The organism is Telluribacter roseus (assembly GCF_017355915.2).
Classification (GTDB): Bacteria; Bacteroidota; Bacteroidia; order Cytophagales; family Spirosomataceae; genus Telluribacter.
Genome location: NZ_JAFEUV020000003.1, coordinates 479,764 through 502,895 on the forward strand (window position 1 = coordinate 479,764; position 23,132 = coordinate 502,895).

The window sequence follows — 23,132 nt, forward strand, 5'->3', positions numbered from 1 at the left end:
AGGTTTGGCAATCTCAAAGTTCGCCATTCCGGTGCTTTTTCATTCATGAGCTAAGTGGGAGCCATGCAACAAAGCCTCTTATATTTATAACCTGGCTAACCAATACAGTTAGCTGTTAGTTTTCATTTGCCGGCGCTTGTATTTATCGTGGTTCGTGTCCTCACGAGCCTTTGCTGGTAAAAGGGGCTTGGTGTATTGGTAAGGCCACAGTTGAGCTTAATCAACGGAAATACTCCGTTTATGTAACTCTGTGAGCCTCTGTGGTTGTAATTTATTAACCTTGTCAATGCGTTTACTGATAAAAATTTTAGCAGGCCTTTTGGGCACTGCTCTTGTACTCACACTTATCGTCCTCCTCTTCATGCAGCAGAAACAATTTGGCAAGGTACCTTCGGGTGCCCGCCTCGAGCGTATCCAGAAATCTCCCAACTACCGCGACGGCGCCTTTCAGAACCAGAGCCACACACCTGACCTGGCCGAAGGCATCACCTACTGGGACATTTTGAAAAGCTATATGAAAAAAGTAGAGGAGAAGGAGCCGTTGGATTCGCTTCCCTCTGTCAGGACCGACCTGAAAAGTATCCAGTCAGAGCAGCCCGTGGTAGTGTGGCTGGGGCACTCGTCCTACTTCATCCGGCTGGCCGGTAAGACTATCCTGGTAGATCCGGTACTGAGTGGCTACGCTTCGCCGGTCCAATTCTTCGGCAAAAACTACCCTGGTAGCAATGTATACGCGGTGGAGGATTTTCCGGAAATAGACCTGCTGCTCATTACCCACGATCACTACGACCACCTCGACTACAAGACCATTGAGAAGCTACTACCCAAGGTGAAGCGGGTAGTGACGGGGCTGGGCGTAGGGGCGCACCTGGAGCACTGGGGGTACCCGGCCGACAAGGTAACCGAACTGGACTGGTACGAGCCTATTCGGCTGGATGATTCACTGCACATCAGGTCAGCTCCGGCGCGTCATTTTTCGGGCCGGAAGTTCAAGCGCAACCAGACGCTTTGGTCGTCTTTTATCCTGGAAGCGCCGCAGCATAAGATCTACGTAGGGGGCGACTCGGGCTATGACAAGCACTTCAAGGAGATGGGGCAGAAGTACGGTCCTTTTAGTCTGGCAATACTGGAAAACGGACAGTACAATGCCTTCTGGAAGTACATACACATGATGCCGGAGGAAACGGTACAGGCCGCGCAGGATCTGGGGGCGGAGGTACTACTACCGGTACACTGGGGGAAATTTACGCTGGCCCTGCACCCGTGGACAGAGCCCATTGAGCGGGTGACGAAGCGGGCCCGGGAAGTAGGGCTACCCATCGCTACTCCGCAGATCGGAGAGCCGGTAGTACTGGGGCAAACATTGCCGGATAAGGCATGGTGGAGGTAACCTCATTCCCCGGCCCCTTCTCCTGATAGGAGAAGGGAAGCTTGTACTTCCATTATATTTAGCCCTTCTCCTGATAGGAGAAGGGTTGGGATGAGGTACTTACTTCACGATCACACCATCCGCCACGAAAGCCAGCTCGTGCTTGGGTTCGGTGATCTTAGCGATTTCTTCTTTGCTCTTGCCCGCGTCTTCGGCGTAGTGGCGTAGCTCCGATACGGGCGTTACATTCTTCTTAGCTTCCCCTTCGAATACCACCGTTTTACCGGCTATGTCTTTGGGTACAAAGAATCCGTAATCCTTGAAGGTTACGCGCATGGTCTCGCCGTTGTCCATCTTAACTTTCATCCAGCAGCCTTTGGCCTGGCATACCGACTCAACGGTACCCGTCACCTTGGTTTTCAGGGCGTCTTTGGTTCCCATCTTTTCGGGTAAGGCAGCCGCGGTAACGGCTCCTTTGTCGCTGATCTTCTTGCCGAAGTGCTCCTGGGCCTGGGCGTAGCCCGCCAGCGAGAGGCAGAGGAGTAGAGTGAGCAGGTGTTTCATGGTTGGTAGGTGTTAGCTGTTAGGTATTAGCTATTAGTGTTTAGCCACTTATTTTAATAACGCATATCATTGAAAAATTGGCCAAGCGGGGACGCAAAATTTTAGGTCTCTACATCAAATCATTCCAGTACCTGTACCCAGCCCTTGCAGCGGCTGCCCTGGGGGGTGGTGATCTCGTAGAGGTAGGTGCCGTTGGTGATGTTGGGACCCCAGTCGTTTTTGTAGTCGTCGGTACGTAGCATGCGCTTGCCCCAGCGGTTGTAGATTTCGAGGGCGGAGTTGGCTACGGGTACCACAAAGGTGTCATTCTTGCCGTCGCCGTTGGGTGTAATGACGTTGGGCAGAATGAGTGGCGGCTCGGCGATCAGGTTTTGGGTTACGGTTAGTGAGCAGCCTGCGCGGTTGTAAGCGGTCAGGGTTACGGTATAGGAACCCGGTGGGTCGTATACCATCCCCTCCACGTTCTGGCTGGTAAATCCGGTGCCTCTTCCCATATTCCATTCGTAGCGCTCAGCGTTGGCGGTCCGGTTCAGAAACTGGTACGTAACGGCTTCGTTACAGGCGGCTCCCGAGCGCGTTATTTCAAAGGCAGGTTCATAAGTACGGTCTACCTGTACAGTTACCCTTTTCTGCGGATGGCAGCCATCAGCATACTCCCCTTCGACGAGGTAGGTGGTAGTCTTGGTAGGATTGACGGTAATAGAAGTACCTGTAGTAGGGGCGGAAGCATTCTCCATGAACCAGTTGTACTTGACGGCCTTGCCGGAGGCATGCAGCACCACCGCCTGTCCGGCGCACACCATTGTATCGGGCGTTACCGCAAAGTCAGGCTTGTCGTCGCTGACGGTCACGGTGATCTGTTTCTGAGGGCGACAGCCATCGGCGTACGCGCCTTCTACGGTATAGGTGACGGTCTGGCCCGGCTTGGCAGTAACCTGATTGCCGTTGGTGCCACTTAACGTAGTTGGCGGCGACCAGCTATAGCTCTGGGCGGAGCCTTTTACATTCAGCACCACCGCCTGTCCGGCACAAATGGTCGTATCCTGACTGGCCACAAAGTCTGCCTTGCTGTCGTCGATGGTGACGGTGACGCTCTTAGTTACTACGCAGCCCGACTCATCCTTTACTTCTACGTCAAATTTGGTAGTCTCCGCTACGGTAGCGATAGGATTAGTACCGACAGGATTGCTGAGTCCGATGGCGGGAGTCCACTTGTACTGGGTACCGCCGGAGACGCTGAGTGGGACCGGCTTGTTTTTACATACCGTGGTATCGCCATCAATAAGTACATTCAGGCTGGTGACCTTGATCTTCCGGGTAGCAATATCTACGCGCTTACAGGTAAGGCGATTGAAGGCTTGTAGGGTAACGGTATATTCACCAGCTCTTTCGAAAGTATAGGCTGCCTCCTTGGCATCACGGGAAAAGCCGTTGCCATTAACCTGCCAGATGTACTCTACGCCTCCCTCGCTGGTATTGACGAAGTTGAGCGCCAGCGGCGCGCAGCCCTGTACCACGTCTTTCCTGGTACCTTCGTATACGTCGAAGTCAGCTTTGAGCAGGTCGATGTCTATTTTGAAGGCGGCGTTGTTACAGTTGGCACTCTGGTTGGTCTTCGACCAGGCCTGGGGGGTAGTGGGGAAGCGCGTACCGCCGCAGGCGCAGGTAGCGTGGTAGATCACACCATTCTTGTTAAAGCGGCTGGTGCCCCCGTCGACGTGGTCGCCCCGGTCCAGGTCGGGGTTGGGGTGGCTCACGCTCCCAAAGTAGGTACCATACAATAGTGCCTTGGCTCCGGATTCCAGTATAGCTACGTAGAAGTTACTGCCGTTGGTAGTGCGCTGCAGGGCATCTTGCGTGACGGGCATGCCGTTGGTACTACTGGCGGTGTTATGATTGGTCGTTACGTTGACCGCACCTCCCCATCCGGCTATATAAATATTGCCACATTCATTGACCAGCAAAGCAGTAGGTGAAATGTCGGGGATGCCGCGCCCGGAACCAATTACCGTCGAGAAAATGGTGCGCGATAGCGTAGGGTCCAGCGCGTGGATAAACTGGCCACTGTTGGCCGTGCTGTACACGCCAGATGTAATGGGGTACTTGCCGCGGGTAAGGCCCAGTACGTGTACATTGCCACTGGGATCCAGGTCCAGCAGGTAGGCGCCGTCGGCTTCGTCGGTGCCCAGGTAGCTGACCTGTACCAGTTTGCGGTCTTTGAAGCGGGCTACGAAGGCATCTTCGGGGCCACCCAGGGCACCTTTGTAAGTACCCGTGGCTACGGGCAGATCGGAGCTTTTGGTAATGCCCGTAATGTACAGGTCGCCGTTGGCCGTGGGCTTCAGCGAAAAGGCGGCATCAAAACCATTGCCTCCAAAGTAGGTGCTCCACTGCAGCGCGCTCAGATCGGGTGATAGCTGCATAACCACCGCATCCTGATTTCCTTTGAGCTGATCCTGTACGGGGTTCTGGAGGGGGAAGTTATCGGAGTTGGTTGAAGATACTACCAATACATTATCATCTTTATCCACTACGATTTCGCCCCGGAAGCTGTCGCCGTAGTTACGGATTACGACCGTATTGACGCTACTGAGTCCATCGTTGCCCTTGCCGCCTACGTAGGTAGAGGCCAGCAGTTGCCGTCCGTCATTACTCAGTTTCGTAACGAAAATGTCACTGCCGTTGGTGAGTTCCAGCCCGCTGATGGGTACGATACCCGCTCCGCCGCCAAACGATTTCTGAAAGGCGGAGGCAGAAGTAGGGAAATTAAGCGAAGCCGTAGTACCGTAGACCAGCAGTTCGCCCTTGCTGTTGACGATCAGACTGTTGGGGATATCGGTGCCCCCGCCGCCCAAAAAGGTAGCGTAAAGGAGCTTAGTACCATCCGGACTGAACTTCATGAGGGCTACATCTACCATGCCTTTGAACTGTACCTGGTAAGCTCCAATGGTGACAGGGAAACTGCTCCCGAATACAGTACCGCCCGAGTACAGGTGTCCCTCTTCGTCGTAGGTAGCGGTGTGGCCCCAGTTGTCGGATTGCGAACCTGAGTAGGAGGAGAAAATCAACTCGGGATCAATGGTTAGCGGCTGCGTGTGATCGTAGTCTTTGGGCAGGGCAAAGTGGAGCTTCTTTCCTTCCAGTACGAAGCGGCTTTCTACCTCCTTGGTCCGCTGATTCACCTCCTGAAACGAATAGGGTTTGGCTTCTTTGAATTGGCCTACGGTGGTTTCTACGACTACCTGCCCGTGTTCATTGGTCGATAGTCCGGTAGCTCCTTCGTACAGCATCCGGATACGCGACGCGTCCGCGCCGGGCTGAATAATGAATTCGTACTTGAGCGTGGATTGGTACGCGAATACCCGCAGGTCAATGCCGGGGTAGAGGTTCTTATAGATAACTTCACCAAAAGCGGCTACATCACTAGCCCAGTGGGAAGGATCGGTGCCGAGAAAGTAGCTGTAGCGGGAGGAGTGAGGATGGAGGCTGGTGAGGGTGACGGTGGAGTTGCTGCCTTCGAACCGGACCTCAACGCCGTGGGCCTGTATGGTAGCGGGGGTGGTACGGTCATTTCCCTCCGGCAGAGGCGTGTTGGCGTGCCGGGCGGATACCTGCCGGGCATCGTAGAGTACATACACCAGCGACTGCTTTTTCAGGTACAAAAAGCCGCCGGGAAGCTCGGCCCGGTACAGTACTTCACGATCCCACTGTCCCCGGTTCTGGATAAAACGTAAGCCTTCGGCTATCACTCCCCCTATCGTACACCAGAATAGTAAGCCTATCAGACCAAAACGTAGTAAAGTTTTTTTCATAGAAATCTATTTGACTCAACCGTTTTGCCAATATACACATGTCAGACCTAAAAGGAGGGCGGAAGGTTGGAACTACTTCTGTTTGAACCCGGAAACCGAAATGATATTTTTACAGAACTCGTACTCCTGCGGCTGATTGGAGCCGATTACGACCAACTGCTGGTCGGTCAGGTTGATGACGTTGTCGAGGTACCACTGCACCCCCTGCGCGTCGAGGTTAGAAGTAGGCTCATCCAGAAACACCACCGGCACATCCGACTGGAACGCCAGGCCCAGCCGTACCCGCTGCTTCATACCCGACGAGAAGTGACGGATCACCTTGTGGCGGGTGTGCGAGAGCTGTACAAAATCTTCAAAGTCGGCCGCCGAAAGACCATTCTTAAAAGGCTTGAACTTGCGGTGGAACTCAACCAGCTCGCGCAGGGTAAATTCCTCAATGACTTCCAGGTAGGGGGCTGCCAGTACGATATGCTTGTACCAGTTGTCTATGTCCAGCTCTTTGCCGTCGTCCATCCGGTAGGTAACGGTACCTTCCGTAACCGGTACGCTACCCGTCAGGAGCTGAATCAGGGTAGACTTACCACTACCGTTGGGACCGACAAAGGTGTAGCTTTGGCCGGTATGCAGGTCGAGGTTGACCCGCCGGACGATCCACTCCGTCACGAATTTCTTGCCTGCTTCTTTTGCTATAATCTGCACTATACTGAATGGAATAGGGTCAAAGTTGTGAAAATCCAGCCGTGAAGTTACGGAGATTCCTTATTTTAGACCGTTAAACCTACATGAAGAAGCCGCTTAATCTACTTTATAGTACGTGTGACGGATTTCTCTTGTGGCAAATAAGGGCGATAAATCTGTTAATTCGCAGCTATCGACCGGGCATTGGTCACTGCTCTCTTGTAAATACCTAAACTAACTATATACTACTTGTATGAAGATGAAGAGTACATGGCTACTAGGGGCCGCCTTAGTAACCTCGCTGTCGGTATCGGCACAAGCTCCTACCGAATCAGTACTGAAAGAGTTGCGTCAAAAAGAAATGCAGTACGGCGAGGCCGCCCAGCAGATCTGGAAGTTTGCCGAGGTAGGCTATATGGAAGAAAAAAGCTCCGCCCTGCTGCAGGATATGCTGCGAAAGGAAGGCTTTACCGTAGAGGCCGGTGTGGCCGGTATTCCTACGGCCTTTGTGGCTACCTATGGGAAAGGACAGCCGGTTATTGGTATCCTGGCAGAGTACGATGCTCTGCCGGGACTTTCGCAGGAGGCTCAGCCCACCCGCAAGCCCATCAGGGAGGGAGAGGCCGGACATGCCTGCGGGCACCATCTGTTCGGGGTAGGTTCGGTGGCGTCGGCCATCGCTACCAAAAACTGGCTCGTTACCAGCAAGCGTCCCGGTACCGTGCGGGTGTATGGTACTCCGGCGGAGGAAGGCGGCTCAGGCAAGGTGTACATGGTGCGGGCCGGGCTGTTTGACGGAGTGGATGCGGTACTGCACTGGCATCCCAGCGCCGACAACAGCGCCAGTGCCAGCTCGTCACTGGCTAATATTTCGGCCAAGTTTCGGTTCAGAGGGGTAGCGGCCCACGCGGCTGGTGCTCCCGAGCGGGGACGCTCGGCGCTGGATGGGGTAGAAGCCATGAACTTCATGGTGAATATGATGCGCGAGCACATACCTTCCGACACCCGTATCCACTACGTCATCACAAACGGAGGTAAGGCCCCTAACGTAGTACCTGACTTTGCCGAAGTGTACTACTACGTACGTCACCAAAACCGGGACGTCGTAAAAGATATCTGGGCGCGGATGGTGAAAGCCTCAGAGGGCGCGGCCATGGGTACGGGTACCAGCGTGGAGCACGAAATTATTGGCGGGGTACACGAGCTGTTACCGCTGGATGCCCTGGCCAAAGTCATGGATGCTAACCTCAGAAAAGTAGGCGGAGTAAAGTACGATGAATCCGAAATGGCCTTTGCTCGGCAGATCCAGCAATCATTTGGAGCCGGTGCACCGGATGTTAATTCGGCTACTACTATTCAGCCCTATGCCATGGAGCGTACCGGTATGGGCTCTACCGATGTAGGGGATGTAAGCTGGACGGTACCTACCGTGGGCTTGCGTACAGCTACCTGGGTACCGGGTACGGCCGCGCACAGCTGGCAGGCCGTAGCGGCCGGAGGCACCAGCATAGGACGCAAAGGAATGATGGTAGCCGCCCAGACGCTGGCACTCACGGCTATTGAGCTATTCCAGAGCCCGAAGGTACTCAGTGAAGCCAAAGCCGAGTTTGAGCAGAAGCGAGGCAAAAGCTTTAAATACGAAGCCCTGCTAGGCAACCGCCCTCCCGCCCTGGACTACCGGAAGTAATGACCAATGATCAGTGACCAGTGACCAATGTTTAATGTTGAGTGGTAGCTACTAGTTTTTTTGCAGGGTAAGTACTTTCTTGTATCATACCTTGGTCAGGAAAGCCTGGTGTATAAAAGAAGAATCCGCTAAGACTACCAATGTAGTACCTGGCGGATTCTTCTTTTATTATCTATGCTAATCAGCGCTTATTCAATGATAGCTAACCTCCATTGGTCACTGATAACTGGTCACTGGTCATTGTTTATTCCGTTGCTTCGCTGGTACTTACTTGGTGGGGGCCTTTCATGATGCCACGCTCAGAGGTACGGATGAAGTTGACGATTTCGTCACGCTCATCAGAAGCTGGTAGTTCCAGTTCGATGAGGTTAAGTGCTTCGGCGTTGTTGAGGCCCTTCATGTAGATGTAGCGGTACACATTCTGTATCTCCGTGATCTTCTCGTTGGTATATCCACGGCGACGGAGGCCTACGGAGTTGATACCGGCATACGAGATAGGCTCACGCGCGGCCTTGGTGAAAGGAGGAATATCCTTACGAACCAGCGAGCCTCCCGATATAAAGACGTGCGTACCGATCTTGACAAACTGGTGGATAGCACTAATAGCACTCACTATGGCCCAGTCGCCTACATGTACGTGGCCGGCCATCTGTACGTTATTGCCAATGATACAGTTATTACCTACTACGCAGTCGTGTGCGATGTGGGCATAAGCCATTACGAGGCAGTTGCTACCGACTTCGGTTTTCCAGTGCTGCTCAGTACCCCGGCTGATAGTTGCATACTCACGAATGGTAGTATTATCCCCTATAAAGGTGAGCGTATATTCGTCATTGTACTTGAGGTCCTGAGGAATGGCTGATACAACCGCTCCGGGAAATATCCGGCAGTTCTTGCCGATCCGGGCTCCTTCGTTGATCACGGCGTGCGATCCTACCCAGGTACCTTCGTCTATCTCAACATCTTTATGAATCATAGCGAAAGGCTCCACCACGACGTTACGGGCGATCTTCGCTTCGGGATGAATGTATGCTAGGGGTTGTATCATTTTTTCTTTACAAGGCTTGCTATCATGTCTGCTTCACATACCAGCTGACCACTTACGTAGCCGCGTCCACTCATCTTGACAATGCCGCGTTTCATGGGGGAGGTAAATATGCACTTAAAAATAACTGTGTCACCGGGTACTACATTGCGGCGGAAGCGACAATTTTCGATACCGATCAGGTAGGGCCAGTAGTTTTCGGGATCGGGTACGGTGCTCAGTACCAGGATACCGCCCGTCTGGGCCATGGCTTCCAGCTGCAGTACGCCCGGCATGACCGGGTTACCGGGGAAGTGCCCAACGAAAAACTGCTCGTTCATGGTCACATTCTTGATACCTACCACGCTTGATTCGTCAAGGGCAATGATCTTGTCAATCAGCTGGAAGGGGTACCGATGAGCCAGGATCTGCGATATCTGGCTGATGTCCAGTACCGGAGCCTTGTTAGGATTATACTGAGGAATATCGTCCTTGCTAGCCTTGATGAGCTTTTTGATTTTTTTGGCCAGCTCCACATTCGCAGCGTGGCCGGAGCGGGCTGCCAGTATCTGCGCTTTCAGCGGACGGCCTACCAGCGCCAGGTCTCCGATCAGGTCCAGCAGCTTGTGGCGGGCCATCTCATTGGGGTAGTGGAGGTCAACGTTGTTCAGGATGCCCTTGGTTTCGTTGACGCTCACCTTTGGCTTGTTGAGCAACTTGGCCAGGTGGTCCAGCTCGTCATCCTTAACCTCACGGTCTACGATCACAATAGCATTATTCAGGTCTCCACCCTTGATCAGGTTTTGGCTGTGCAGCATTTCCAGCTCATGCAGGAAACAGAACGTACGGCAGCGGGCAATCTCCTGCTTGAACAGGCTGATGCTGTTCAGGGAAGCATGCTGGCTGCTGATCACCTTGGAATTGTAGTCGACCATCACGGTCAGGCGGTAGTCCGACAGGGGCAGAGCCGCCATCTCGATGCCTTTCTCCTCGTTCTTATAGTGTACGTACTCAGGTACTTCGAAGTAGTTGCGGTAGGCATTCTGCTCTTCAATACCGGCTTCTTCAAGAGCTTCAATAAACTGAATGGAACTACCATCCATGATTGGAGGCTCGGGACCGTCCAGCTGGATCAGTACGTTATCTATCTGAAGGCCCACCAGTGCCGCCAGCGTGTGCTCAACCGTATTAATACGAGCCCCGTTTTGTTCAATGGTAGTACCCCGGGAGGTATCTACTACATTATCAACGTCGGCGTCTACGATAGGCTGCCCGGGCAGATCTACGCGCTGAAATTTATAACCGTGGTTGGCGGCGGCTGGTACGAAAGTCATCGTGGCCGTAACACCCGTATGCAGGCCTACGCCCGACACTGACACGGCTTTCCTGATGGTCTGTTGTTTTTCGTTCATTCGTGTTGTATAAAACTACAATCAATAACTATAGTAGAGGGGCATAGCCCTATTTTTCAGTGTGCTGATGTGCGCGCTCGAGTTCCAGCAGGCGTTTTTCCATATCGGGCAGACGCTTAAGCGAGGCCAGGGCCCGTAGGTGCGAGCTAAGGTCGTAGGCAGGGGAGCCGCTCAGTGACAGGCCTTCGGTTTTGATCGATTTGCCCAGACCCGACTGAGCACCAATCTTGGTACGGTTGGCCAGGGTAAGGTGTCCGGCTATGCCTACCTGTCCGGCTATGACACACTGATCACCGATCTTGGTAGAGCCCGATACACCTGTTTGCGCTGCAATTACGGTATTTTTTCCTACTTCTACGTTATGGGCTATCTGTACCAGGTTGTCAAGCTTAGCGCCCTGCCGGATGATAGTAGACCCCATGGTAGCGCAGTCAATAGTAGCATTAGCTCCTATACTTACGTTGTCTTCCAGAACGACATTACCCAGCTGGGGGATAGTTTTATACGAGCCATCGGGCTGGGGAGCAAAGCCAAATCCATCGCTACCGATCACGGCATTGGCGAAGATGGTACAGTTGCGGCCGATTACGGTACGGGCGTAGATACGCACTCCCGGATGAATGACACTATTATCACCGATGGTAACCTCGTCGCCGATGTAGGCATTGGGGTAGATCTTGACGTTGTTGCCAAGTGTGCAGTTGTTGCCTATGTAAGAGAAGGCCCCCCGATATCCGTTTTCGCCTATGGTGCTGCCTTCTCCCAGGTAGCTGGGCTGCTCTATTCCCCGCTTTCCCTGGGCGGTCAGTTTCTGGTACTCTTCAAGTAGTATGGTAAATGCCAGATAGGCATTATCTACATAAATAAGAGCGGAAGCTACCTCCTGGCGGGGTTCAAAACTTTTGTCTACGATGACGGCTGTTGACTGCGTGCTGTAGATGTAAGGCTCGTACTTGGGATTGGCTAAAAAAGAGATACAACCGGGCTGCCCTTCTTCTATTTTAGCTGCTGAACGGATCAAGGCGGTATCATCGCCTACGACCTTTCCGTTAAGCATCTGGGCTATTTGCCTGACAGTAAATTCCATACTAAATCTTGCTGATTGTGGTGTTGCCGTTACGATAAGATTGGTTCAAAGCGGAAGTGTCAACTTCGGATGATCATCAAAAATCAGACGGCTAGCTATGGGCGCAAAGATACATTTTTAGCCCAACATACGTAATACTTACGCACAATCTTACTCAACGCTTTTATGGTAGGCAGGTCCGAAGCCTCCGTGATATTCACTACGTTACCTTTTTTGAGTTTTATCTTAATTTGTTCTCCCTCTTCCACGTAAGCCGCGTTGGTAGTCTGGCCTTCTACCAGGAAGTACGACAACAGCTCTTCGGGGATGCCTTTTCGCAGAAGTTCTTCACGCAGAGGGCCTACAATGGCCTCATCGGAAGGGTTTTCCAGAAACTGGACCTTAAACAGCCGGCGGTCGAGCAGCATTCGGCTCAGGGTGGAAAGTACCAGATCATCGTGCTGCGCCCATACCTTTATTGACGTCCAGATATCGTAGTCGTCGAGTCGGGTAAAGGCCATCATGTACTCGGGCTGGCTGACAAAGTCGTCAAAGGTGATCTTGTTTTTGAGGAAGAGCGCCAGGCTCGGCGTAGCAAACAGCTCCTGCCCCTGCTCCGTCAGTTCGCGGGCCCGGCGGATAATCTGGAAGAGCATAGCCTCGGCACAGAGCGAGGTTTTGTGCAGGTACACCTGCCAGTACATGAGTCGGCGTGAGTTCAGGAAGTTTTCGATACTGAGCAGTCCTTTTTCCTCCACCACCAGCCGGTCTTTGCTCAGGTCAAGCATCTTGATGAGCCGGTCGGCTCCGATGGCTCCCTCGGTCACGCCCGTGTAGAAGCAGTCGCGGTTGAGGTAGTCCATACGGTCCATGTCCAGCTGGCTGGATATCATCTGGTGAAAGAACTGGCGCGGATACGTCCCCTCGAACATCTGAATAGCCAGGTCGAGGCGGCCGTGGAGCTGGCGGTTGAGGTCGTGCATGAGCAGCAGCGATACCTGCTCGTGTGCTACGTTGGAGAGCAGGGTACTTTCCAGTACGTGGGAGAAAGGCCCGTGGCCAATGTCGTGCAGCAGGATAGCTGCCTGCGCCGCCTCACACTCCGGTTCCCAGATCATGTGGCCCTTGTCCTGCAGGCTGCGCATGGCCAGACCCATCAGGTGCATAGCCCCCAACGCATGGTGAAAGCGCGTATGCAGCGCGCCCGGGTACACATACTCAGCCAGGCCGAGTTGCCTGATCCGCCGCAGCCGCTGAAAGTAAGGGTGCTCCACCAGATCGTAGAGCAGGTCGGAAGGGATATTAATAAATCCGTAGACCGGATCGTTGATTATCTTTCTTTTATTCAAGGCGTTTTTTTGCAAAAGTAACAATCCGGGAGCGGACACAAATATTATTGTCAACAGATGCTTTGGAGAATTGTTATGAATGACTAATTTTGCACACGAAAACTCGATAAGAGTCCGGGCCTATAGCTCAGTCGGTTAGAGCACCTGACTCATAATCAGGTGGTCCCAGGTTCGAGCCCTGGTGGGCCCACGTTGAAAATCAAGCACTTATGAGATAAAACTTGTAAGTGCTTTTTTTATTTGCATATAATTTGCAATGTAAATGTGGCAAAGCAAGTGCAACAAAGGATAGAAGTGTCAAACCTCTCAAAGTGGGTGAACTATATTCCGGTCTTCCTATATAGTAGCCTATAATTCTCAAGCATCAATCACAAAATCTAGTTTATCTTCATCAATATGCTATTCTATGATGTAAGAGTGGCATCACCATAAGCCCAAAATGATTTCTTCGAATAGTACCAAAAACTAGTTCAAGCCTGAAACTAGATTTTCATATCAGGAAGAAGGTTGAAGAGAATCTCAAATAGAAGTATTCTCTTCAACCTTCTTTTTTAATTGAAGAAATTCGAATAAAATATAATTTATTAAAGAACCTATATAGTATAGTAAAGATATTTTTCTATAGCTACGATTTTGTATCAATTGAATTGCTGCTGATGGGATATAAATATTTTAAGGAGTGTGCCTTCGAGAAAAATGCCAGAATTAATCAAAAACAGCCTTTAGATTCACAATTTAAGTTTTTTTTCAAATTTTAACTGAAAATGAGTTGGACTTAGTTTTTTAATTAAAAAAGCTGTGCTTTGGTCACAATACAGCGGTCAGTTTAACGATTTGTCCTTTTCAAATCTACATAAGAACTTTGCATCGAAACGTTTCAGAAGTTTGTATAAGATTTACAAGTGGAAGGGTCATATCGTTTAATTAATAACCTGTTAGTAATCATGGAAAATGTAACAGTTAAAAAAGGTAATACCTGTTTAGTATACATTAATAGAAGATATCTATCATTGAAGGAGGCAGCTCTTTATTTGGCAATATCAGAGAGGACGCTCAGAAGAAGAGTATACGAACGTTCAATTAAACATTATTATTTAAACGGCCGCTACTTTTTTATTGAGCAGGATTTAATTGACTATATGGATTCAGGACGCGTTTTGACAATGGATGAGCAAGTTCAGGAATTTAGGTTATCACAGTACGCATGATATATGCTTACTAAGCAACTAGAATAGTATGTTAACTTTGAACCTTAAATTGTTAAAAATGGTAGCTGAGAAAATATCTAATAGTAAGTACAGATTTTCCGAGAATTTTTTGCCCAATGTTATTTTCTATGACACTATTGGGTTGACCTTGAAACCTTCAGGGCAAAATAATTTTTATAATATTAAATCTAAAGTTGAAGCATTAGGAAACTTTAAAGGGGTGGCAAAGAATAAAAGTAATTTAATTTTTGGTGATGATTACTTCTTTGAAGGGACGAAAGTTACTGTCAATGAAATTAGGAATGAATTCTATATTGATTTAAGCCTTGCAAAGTATTATAATAGAGCTGTAGCAAAGCATAGTTTGCCATCAGATAAACTTCTTAATTCTATTCCATTAAAGTTTAAAGAAATTCAGCTTGCCTTTGATAGTCTATCAAGTGTATTTAATATGGATTTAAGCGAAGCTTCATTAAGAAGACTAGATATAACAGCTAATTTATTTACAAGCTCTGAGCCGAAAGTGTATTACCCATTCCTTTTAAATTTAAGTTATAAAACTAGACTTGCTACTAGTGCTGATACACTTTCATTTACAAATGGAAGTGCCATACTTAAGTTTTACAATAAATATAAGGAAGTTGGAAAGGTAGGTAGGTTATTCTTAGAAGAGTTAACAGGAAAGCCTAATCTTTTAAGAGTTGAAGCATCTTTGAAAAGCGAATCTTGTCATCTTCAGAATAATAATATATTTTTAGCTCAAGACCTTTATAGTAAAGAAGGGTATGAAAAATCTTGCAAAATATGGTATGACTTAATCTCAAGTATAAGTACTAGTCAAGAGATTGTTAAAGATTTAAAGGATATTGGGAGGTCATACACTTGGAAAGATATCAAATCATATCTTTTGATGAGGGCAACATGCCATGGTGGAGGATATGAATTCTTATTAAATGAATTAGAAAGATTGAATATAGGGAACTATTTAAACAATACAAACCTTTCAAATTGCAAAACTAAAATCGCTGAAATCTTCAATGATGAAAAGTTTTCAAGAGAAAGTAACTATGTATTGGAATTGAAAAGATTGGCTGAGGAGATGCTCACAAACTCTCTAAGCCAACTAAGATAACAAAAGAGGGATACTAAATTAGTATCCCTCTTTTGTTATTATAACAGTGTTTTAGAATTTGTTGTTTATTCTAATATGGAATTGCTTATTGACTTACTCGTTACATTTTCAGGAAGTGTCTCACTTGATACTAATTTTGATATACTTAATTTTAACACTTTATTGCCAATCAACATCTTAATTCTTTCTTCTTTATCTTTGTTAGTCATTTTTAGTAATGAATTTTTAAAATATACATCTCCATTATTGCCACTATATAAATCTTTAAGTTCAACTAGTGTGACTATAGTATCATTTAGTCCAATTACATTTAGTTTATTGTCTTTATAATAATAATTATATTTTTTTGTTTTTATTGAGTTGGTGTCTAAATTCAATCCTTCGTTAATTGCCTTATTGATAGCATCAAACAGTATATCTCTCATATATCCTCTAAGATTTTCAGGGACTTCCATAGTAGAATAAAATGCTTTAGGCGTTACTTCTACTATTTCTTCATTAATGAAGTGGTATTCTATTTCTCCTAATGCACAGACTCCAAAATAGCCTAGTTCAGTAACATCTTCTTTTATTGTGTAATCAATTTTATATAACTTTTTGCCTTTCAACGAATTCTTCCAAAATAATAGTTTGTTTAATCCTATTTCATTGATATCAAAATCTTTCTGTGAAATGATTATCAATACAATGCATGAACATAGAAATACTATTAAAAGTAACGTATTCTTCATAATACATTATCTTTTTTTGTGGCCCAAATCAATGCCACGACCCAACCAATGAATGTAAAGCCTAAAAACAGGTTTGATAAAAATATAGAAGTAGTATTTGTCTTTCCATTAGATGAGGCTACAATGGTTGGAATGAAATAAAAAAACATAACGACTAGTAAAAGTATTATTGCTTCCATAGTTATGAAGTTTAGAGAAATTTGAAGATATGAATATAAATATATTAAAGCAAATATTGTCTTAACAAATAAAGTTAGTAGTTAATAAGCTTCATTGTTAAGTAATCTAAAGTTGCTAAGGAACATATTTCCTTTACAATTTTCTATTTATATGCAATTAAAATTTATTTAACGGTTAAAAATTTATCCAACGGTAGGGGAACATCGATTTCTTGATTAAAAATTGAATGATTATACATATAAAGCTATTATGTGAAAAAAAAGAAAGATATGGTTACTAATCCCTTTTTTAAGGTAATATTTTACCTTTTAGAAATTGTAGAGTTTTAAAAAAGTTAATTAAATTTAAAGCAGTCTAACAATATGATATTGACCCTGTGATTACCAAACCTTCCACCATACTCCAATCCCTTACTAAATCCTATAAGCTTGCTCGGATTCAACGTGCAGAGGTTGAGCTGTTTAAGGGTAATATAAAAAAGTTTACTACCTTGATTAATGAGGAAGAAAGTGAGGAGAATGTAAAAATTCACCTGATGGACTTCCTGAAGAATACCTATTACAGGAATGACTATCTGATAGCTACAAAGGGTAGAACTGATTTTGTAGTACATCTAGGCAAGGAAGCTACTTCACCTGTTGGAGTATTGTTTGAGGTCAAAAGACCTAAAAATCATTCTGAAATGGTTTCCCGTACCAATCTCAACACGAAGGCCATGCATGAGCTTTTGCTGTACTATCTCAGAGAAAGGTTAAATCACAACAATACCAGTATCACTCATCTTGTCATTACGAACATATACGAATGGTATATCTTTGATGCTCAGCTATTTGAACGGTTGTTTTTCAATAACAGCTTTTTGGTTAAGGAATTCAAGGCATGGCAGGAAGGACGAAAGGTAAACCCTAACAATGAAGGCTTTTACCGGGATATTGCCAAAGTAGCCATTGATAAGCTTGAAGAGGAGGTGCCTTTCACCCATTTTGACATTCGCACTTACAGAACAGAGATAGAGAATGATAATCAGGAAGATGATAAAAGACTGATTGGGCTTTATAAAGTCTTTTCACCTGTTCATCTGCTGAAACTACCTTCTGCTACGGATGCCAACAAGCTAAATGATAAGTTCTATTCAGAGCTGTTGTATATCATAGGGCTTGAAGAGGCCAAAGAAGCAGGAAAAAAAGTAATCAGAAGAAAGCAACAACGGGACGAAGGTTCCTTAATAGAGAACACCATCTGTACATTGGATACAGAGGGCCGTTTAAGCCACATAGGAGACCTTCTAAGCTACGGAGTAAGAAAGGATGAACAATACTTCAATGTAGCCTTAGAACTTACAATTACTTGGATTAACCGGATTCTGTTTTTAAAGCTACTGGAGGCACAGCTCTTAAAGTACCATAGTGGCAACACAGCCTACGGTTTCCTCAATGAACGGTGTATCAAGGATTATGATGTACTGAATAAGCTCTTCTTTCAGGTACTGGCAAGGCCTACACAGGAAAGGAGTGAGGCCATTAGAAAACAGTTTGGCAATGTACCCTACCTGAATAGTTCCCTTTTTGACATTTCCCCTCTGGAGGATGATACTATCCGTATTAACAGTCTGGATAATACCCTTACTGTACCCTTACCCAAAAATTCAGTTCTCAGGAAAAACCCTTACTACAAAAACTTCAAGCAGATAGGTACTCTCCACTATCTGTTTGCTTTTTTGGATGCCTATGATTTTTCCTCAGAGAACAAGGAAGATATTATTGAGGAGAACAAAGAGCTTATCAGTGCTTCTGTACTTGGTTTAATATTCGAGAAGATAAACGGGTACAAAGACGGTTCTTTCTATACGCCTGCTTTTATCACCGAATACATGAGCAGGGAAACTATCAGAAGGGCTATTCTTCAAAAGTTCAAAGAAGTAAAAGGATGGAGCTGTACTAGTCTGGATGAGCTTTATAACAAGATTGATGATATTCAGGAGGCTAATACCATCTTTGATAGCCTGAAAATCTGTGACCCGGCTGTAGGTTCAGGACATTTCCTTGTTTCGGCTCTCAATGAGCTTATCTATCAAAAATGTAAGCTAGGGATACTGGCAGACCAAACCGGCAGACGTTTAAAAGGGTACTCCATTGATATAGTTAATGATGAGCTAATCATAAGGGATACAGAAGAAGAGGTATTTGAATATAAAGTCTTATCCAATGGAAAAGTAAACCCTGAGGTACAACGGGTACAGGAAACGCTTTTCCATCAAAAACAGAGCCTTATTGAGAATTGCCTGTTTGGCGTTGACATCAATCCCAACTCAGTCAAAATTTGCCGCTTAAGGCTTTGGATTGAATTGTTGAAGAATTCCTACTACACAAGCCAAAGTCTCTTCCAAGAGCTTGAAACCCTGCCTAACATTGATATAAATATCAAACAGGGAAACAGCCTGTTGAGTAGATACAGCCTGACTGAAAATTTACGTGAAGTATTCGAGAAACAGAAATTTAACATTACCACCTACAAGAATACGGTTCAGGCCTATAAAGATTCCAAGAGTAAGGAGGCCAAAGTTAAGCTTCTGAATTTCATCAATGAGATAAAGGAGCAGTTCAGGCAATCAGTGGTAAACAGAGACCCACGAAGGAAAAAGCTTTCCGACCTCAGAGGCCAACGGATGCTACTGGACAATAATATTGACCTTTTTGGAGGTAAGTTAGTAGATGAGAAGCTGGCAAAGGTTGAAAAGAAGCGGCTTGATATGCTCATTGCCCAAAAGGAGCAGGAAATTGAAAGCATAGAGAACAATTCCATCTACAAAGGTTCCTTAATATTGACCTTTTTGGAGGTAAGTTAGTAGATGAGAAGCTGGCAAAGGTTGAAAAGAAGCGGCTTGATATGCTCATTGCCCAAAAGGAGCAGGAAATTGAAAGCATAGAGAACAATTCCATCTACAAAGGTTCCTTTGAGTGGCGTTTTGAGTTTCCAGAAGTATTGGATGAAAAAGGAGACTACAGAGGCTTTGATATTGTGATAGGTAACCCCCCTTACATAAGACAGGAAGAGATTAGTAGTCAAAAACCTTACCTGAAGGCTAACTACCAAACTTATACAGGAGCCACAGACCTTTATGTATTCTTTGTAGAGCGTGGAATGAGTATTCTGAAGCCAGGCGGTCAATTTTCCTATATAATGCCTAATAAAAGGATGCAGGCAGGCTATGGTAAACCACTTAGGAGCTACCTTCTAACAAATCAGTTACAATCAATTATTGATTTTGGAGACCTGAAGGTATTTGATGAAGCTACTACATACCCTTGTATCATAAGTGTATCAAAGGGTGCATCAGTCAATAGTTTCATATCTGTTGGAGTTGATACATTAATCTTTGAAAATGGATTTGGAAATTATGTGGATAGAAAGGCCATTTCTTTAAGCGTAGAGGAGTTAAATGATGAAACATGGGTAGTTTCATCAGATGAAGAGCAAAGGCTTCTCAGTAGGCTTAAAACAGGTTATATACCTTTGTCAGAATATGTAGAGGAAAAAGCTTTTAGAGGTGTATTAACGGGATTAACTGAAGCATTTGTTGTTGATAAAGAAACTAAGAAGCAAATCATAGAAAATGGAGAAGATGAAATAGGAATACTTAGACCTTTTATGTTAGGTAGAGACATTAAAAGATATAGTATTCCTGTGCCAAATAAGTACTTGATTCTTTTTCAAAAAGGAATATCAAATGATATGCGAGAAGGAGCGGATGCTGAAGCTTGGTTTGAAAATACTTATCCTAGTATATACAAGTATCTGGCAAAGTATAAGGAAAAAGCTATTATTAAAGGTGATAAAGGAGACTATTGGTGGGAGCTAAGAGCTTGTGATTATTACGAGGAATTTAGCAAGCCAAAAATTATGTATCGAAAATTCCAAGTGAAACCATGCTTTATTTATGATGAGGAGGGGGTTTATTGCAATGATTCAATGTGGGTAATAACAAAAGCCGATAAAGTTTTGCTTGCAATACTAAATTCTAATATGGGCTGGTGGTTAATTTCAAAGTACTGTACAGCTATCCAAAATGGTTATCAACTAATATGGAACTACTTCAAGCAAATCCCCATTCCAAAGGCTACAACTGAACAAGCGAAGCCTATTGTTACACTTGTAGATAAGATTATTTCTACAAAGAAAACAAACCCTAATTCAGATGTAAGCCATTTGGAAGCTGAGATAGATAAGTTAGTTTATGAATTGTATAACCTTTCTCAAGATGAGATAAATATAATTAAACCTTGATGTGTTAAGGAATCTAGCCATAAATACCATAACTTAATTTGGTAATGGAGGTGTCGTTGATAAGGGTAACGTTATAAATAACCACGTTAAGTAAAGTGATATAGATTACGTGAATCGACCAAATAAATACAAAAAGTACAGCAAAACATTCGCATATTTATGAGTTACCTGCAAGCCTAAAAGGCGAACTAGCAAGAATGAACGACAGAAATATTCATTATGTGACAGGGTAAATGAACCAACAGACAGCGGACCCAAAAGCCAACGCTTATGTATTTTTATTTTTTTCAACATACATTTTTAAGAACAATTTTAGCCAGCCCAATAAATGGTTCTTTTGGTTTTGCCCGAACACAAGCTGACCCTTCGCAAAATCAAAAGAGCCTTTTATTGTCAACGCACCAAATAAATTCAACTCGTCAATCAAATAACAATTTAAAATTATGAAAAAAGCAATCGGTATAGACCTTGGAACCAGTAATTCGGTAATAGCTTTCAAAGACACAAGTGTAAAAATTATTCGAAATAAGGAGAATGAAGAACTAACTCGTTCGTGTATTGGACTAAGAAAAGACGAAATTTTAGTTGGAAGAACAGCATATCAATTGCTAAAAACCGACCCAATAAACACCATTCTTTCAGTTAAGAGATTGATGGGTGGTGCAATTAAGGACAAGATGGTTCAGGATATGATTGAAAGCCCTTATTATAAGTTTGGGATTACTACGTTAAAAGGTGGAACAGAAGATGCCGTTGCAGTAATTCTAGGTGGCAAGCAGTACACACCTGAACAATTAAGTTCAGAAATTTTAAAGAAACTAAAACGTGATGCCGAAGAAAAGTTGGGCGACGAAGTTACACACGCTGTAATAACTGTACCTGCATACTTTACAGAAAAACAAAAAAATGCAACACGAATTGCAGCACAACTTACTGGGTTAAAGGTTCAAAAATTGTTGGCTGAACCCACAGCAGCTGCGATAGCATACGGAGTAGATAATTTAAAGGCAGGTGATGCGAAAACAGTATTGATTTATGATTTTGGAGGTGGAACCTTTGACCTTTCGATTCTAAATATTGTTGATGGGCAATATATGGAAGCAGGAACTGGTGGCGACCGTTGGCTTGGCGGTGATGATTTGGATAGAGCTTTACAAGTACACATTTTAAAGCGAATCTCTGCCGACTATAAGATTAAAAATATCGATGCTTTAATTGAGAAATTAGACCAGAGAAAAAGGTATCAATTTGATGCCCAATTTAGAGACAATGTAGAAAATATAAAAATTCAACTAAGTTCGTCAATGAGTGCTCAGCTTATTATGGACGGTTTCGAAGATGAAAATGGAGAATGGATTGATTTTGATATTACCATTAAGAGAGAAGAGTTTGAGAAACTAGCAAAGCCATTTATTGAAAGGAGTATTGAACTCATTGAAAACCTGCTTAAAGAAGTTGGATATGATATGTCTATGATTGACAATATACTTTTAGTTGGTGGTACTTCTTGCATTCCTCTGATAAAAGAAATGCTTTCTAAAAAATATGGAAGTGAAAAGATTAAAGTTTCTGAGAAGCCAATGCTTGCCATAGCGGAAGGAGCAGGAATTTTATCCCACAGACTTGGTGATGAATATGAACCGCCATTAGATGGCGAAATCGCCGTAGCTGAAATTTCGTATAGTACAAACCATAACTATTTTATAGAACTCAAAGATGATTATGATAAAATAATAGAAAAACAATTACCTCTTCCTTGTAATGTTTTGAGAAATTATAAAACCACAATCAACAATCAAAAAGTTGTAAAAGTTGGAATTTACGCTGATGTTGAAGGCGGAGAAAAAGAAAAACAGACAATGGGCTTTTTTACTATTGAAGAAGATTTACCATTGGGTAGTGATATTGTACTTGATTTCACTTTAGGAATCGATGAAGTGTTCGAAGTTAAAGCTTACCCTAGAAGTAACAAATCGAAAGGCAAAAACATCGTCCTTGCAAGGGGAAATAAAGATTCAAAAACTCTTGACTTATTATCAAATTCGCTTGAAAAAATATTAAGTTCTGATTATACAGAGGCTCAAAGAGAGTATGTCTTCAAATCTGCTAAAAAGGAAATTGAGCAAATTAATAGCCTTGGCACAGATAATCATGATTCGGATAAGTGGGATGAAATAGGTACAGCAATATTCACTATTTATGAAAGAGCAGGTGAAATATCAGATTCAGTAGATGAAGACCAATTGGCTATTCTATTTGCGACAGTCCTAATAAATGAATATCCAGACTTAGTTGGTTCAGATGTCACAAATAGAATGAAATCCCTATTAACAATTGTTAAAAACGATGATGACCCTGTAGAAAAAATTCAGGCAATGCAAAAACTAAAGGCAATAACAGATGAATATCCAACTTTGATTACATTATTTACTGTAAAAATATCCTCTGAGAATGCAGCAAAACAGAATCCGAGTGACGGACTTAAATTGTTGCAAATGCACGACCAAATAGTTAACCATTTTAGAAACAGAAGAAAAGAACAAGCCTTTGAATTGCTTGATGAAGCAATTGAAATAGGAGACAAGTATAGTTCAGGCGGTTTTGATTTAGGAGGAAGTATTCATCTTAGAAAATAA

The 23,132-nt window shown here is 44.9% G+C and carries 16 protein-coding genes and 1 tRNA gene; 8 read left to right on the plus strand and 9 right to left on the minus strand.

What is annotated here, in order from left to right:
* The first annotated feature begins 361 nt into the window (after positions 1 to 361).
* Positions 362 to 1,390, plus strand: a complete 1,029-nt coding sequence (locus tag JTN23_RS08140) for an MBL fold metallo-hydrolase (RefSeq protein ID WP_247233724.1) — start codon at positions 362 to 364, stop codon at positions 1,388 to 1,390.
* A gap of 99 nt (positions 1,391 to 1,489) precedes the next feature.
* On the opposite strand, the gene JTN23_RS08145 is transcribed toward JTN23_RS08140, so the two are convergent.
* From JTN23_RS08145 to JTN23_RS08155, 3 genes are all read right to left on the minus strand, one after another.
* On the minus strand, positions 1,490 to 1,933 hold the full coding sequence (locus JTN23_RS08145; RefSeq protein WP_247233726.1) for a DUF4920 domain-containing protein: 444 nt from the start codon (positions 1,931 to 1,933) through the stop codon (positions 1,490 to 1,492).
* A gap of 119 nt (positions 1,934 to 2,052) precedes the next feature.
* Complete coding sequence (locus JTN23_RS08150; protein WP_247233728.1) at positions 2,053 to 5,745, minus strand: DUF7948 domain-containing protein; 3,693 nt, start codon at positions 5,743 to 5,745, stop codon at positions 2,053 to 2,055.
* Between the two features lie 72 nt (positions 5,746 to 5,817).
* Positions 5,818 to 6,444: an ABC transporter ATP-binding protein gene (locus JTN23_RS08155; protein ID WP_247233730.1), complete on the minus strand. Its 627-nt coding sequence runs from the start codon at positions 6,442 to 6,444 to the stop codon at positions 5,818 to 5,820.
* A gap of 238 nt (positions 6,445 to 6,682) precedes the next feature.
* Here JTN23_RS08155 and JTN23_RS08160 point away from each other — a divergent pair, with 238 nt between their 5' ends.
* Positions 6,683 to 8,110, plus strand: a complete 1,428-nt coding sequence (locus JTN23_RS08160; protein WP_247233732.1) for an amidohydrolase — start codon at positions 6,683 to 6,685, stop codon at positions 8,108 to 8,110.
* 244 nt (positions 8,111 to 8,354) lie between these two features.
* Here JTN23_RS08160 and lpxA read toward each other — a convergent pair whose 3' ends face one another.
* From lpxA to JTN23_RS08180, 4 genes are all read right to left on the minus strand, one after another.
* Entirely contained in the window at positions 8,355 to 9,158 is an 804-nt protein-coding gene (gene lpxA, locus JTN23_RS08165) for an acyl-ACP--UDP-N-acetylglucosamine O-acyltransferase (RefSeq protein ID WP_247233734.1), read from the minus strand.
* The gene (locus JTN23_RS08170) at positions 9,155 to 10,546 is read right to left on the minus strand and encodes a bifunctional UDP-3-O-[3-hydroxymyristoyl] N-acetylglucosamine deacetylase/3-hydroxyacyl-ACP dehydratase (RefSeq protein WP_247233736.1); all 1,392 of its coding nucleotides are present in this window, start codon (positions 10,544 to 10,546) and stop codon (positions 9,155 to 9,157) included. Before JTN23_RS08170 ends, lpxA begins: the two co-directional genes overlap by 4 nt.
* 49 nt (positions 10,547 to 10,595) lie before the next feature.
* A complete protein-coding gene (gene lpxD, locus JTN23_RS08175) occupies positions 10,596 to 11,633 on the minus strand; it encodes a UDP-3-O-(3-hydroxymyristoyl)glucosamine N-acyltransferase (RefSeq protein WP_247233738.1) in 1,038 nt (345 codons plus the stop codon).
* Between the two features lie 95 nt (positions 11,634 to 11,728).
* Positions 11,729 to 12,961, minus strand: coding sequence for an HD domain-containing protein (locus JTN23_RS08180; protein WP_247233740.1), 1,233 nt, complete (start codon positions 12,959 to 12,961; stop codon positions 11,729 to 11,731).
* 116 nt (positions 12,962 to 13,077) lie between these two features.
* Between JTN23_RS08180 and JTN23_RS08185 the strand changes: the two genes are divergently transcribed.
* From JTN23_RS08185 to JTN23_RS08190, 3 genes are all read left to right on the plus strand, one after another.
* Positions 13,078 to 13,151 (plus strand) — tRNA-Ile (locus JTN23_RS08185).
* 754 nt (positions 13,152 to 13,905) lie between these two features.
* On the plus strand, positions 13,906 to 14,169 hold the full coding sequence (locus JTN23_RS25990; protein WP_409049436.1) for a helix-turn-helix domain-containing protein: 264 nt from the start codon (positions 13,906 to 13,908) through the stop codon (positions 14,167 to 14,169).
* A gap of 28 nt (positions 14,170 to 14,197) precedes the next feature.
* Positions 14,198 to 15,301 carry a phage/plasmid replication domain-containing protein gene (locus tag JTN23_RS08190; RefSeq protein ID WP_247233742.1) on the plus strand — a complete coding sequence of 368 codons (1,104 nt, stop codon included), beginning with the start codon at positions 14,198 to 14,200 and terminating at the stop codon, positions 15,299 to 15,301.
* A 65-nt stretch (positions 15,302 to 15,366) separates the two neighbouring features.
* On the opposite strand, the gene JTN23_RS08195 is transcribed toward JTN23_RS08190, so the two are convergent.
* Positions 15,367 to 16,032, minus strand: a complete 666-nt coding sequence (locus JTN23_RS08195) for a hypothetical protein (protein WP_247233744.1) — start codon at positions 16,030 to 16,032, stop codon at positions 15,367 to 15,369.
* A complete protein-coding gene (locus tag JTN23_RS25995; RefSeq protein WP_409049437.1) occupies positions 16,029 to 16,211 on the minus strand; it encodes a superinfection immunity protein in 183 nt (60 codons plus the stop codon). The genes JTN23_RS08195 and JTN23_RS25995 overlap by 4 nt, the downstream gene beginning before the upstream one ends.
* A 377-nt stretch (positions 16,212 to 16,588) precedes the next feature.
* Here JTN23_RS25995 and JTN23_RS08200 point away from each other — a divergent pair, with 377 nt between their 5' ends.
* The 3 genes from JTN23_RS08200 to JTN23_RS08210 all read left to right on the plus strand — a co-directional run bounded on the left by JTN23_RS08200 (position 16,589) and on the right by JTN23_RS08210 (position 23,132).
* Positions 16,589 to 19,057 carry a DUF7149 domain-containing protein gene (locus JTN23_RS08200; RefSeq protein WP_491630932.1) on the plus strand — a complete coding sequence of 823 codons (2,469 nt, stop codon included), beginning with the start codon at positions 16,589 to 16,591 and terminating at the stop codon, positions 19,055 to 19,057.
* A gap of 41 nt (positions 19,058 to 19,098) precedes the next feature.
* Positions 19,099 to 20,496, plus strand: coding sequence for an Eco57I restriction-modification methylase domain-containing protein (locus JTN23_RS08205; RefSeq protein ID WP_247233748.1), 1,398 nt, complete (start codon positions 19,099 to 19,101; stop codon positions 20,494 to 20,496).
* 443 nt (positions 20,497 to 20,939) lie between these two features.
* Entirely contained in the window at positions 20,940 to 23,132 is a 2,193-nt protein-coding gene (locus tag JTN23_RS08210; RefSeq protein WP_247233750.1) for an Hsp70 family protein, read from the plus strand.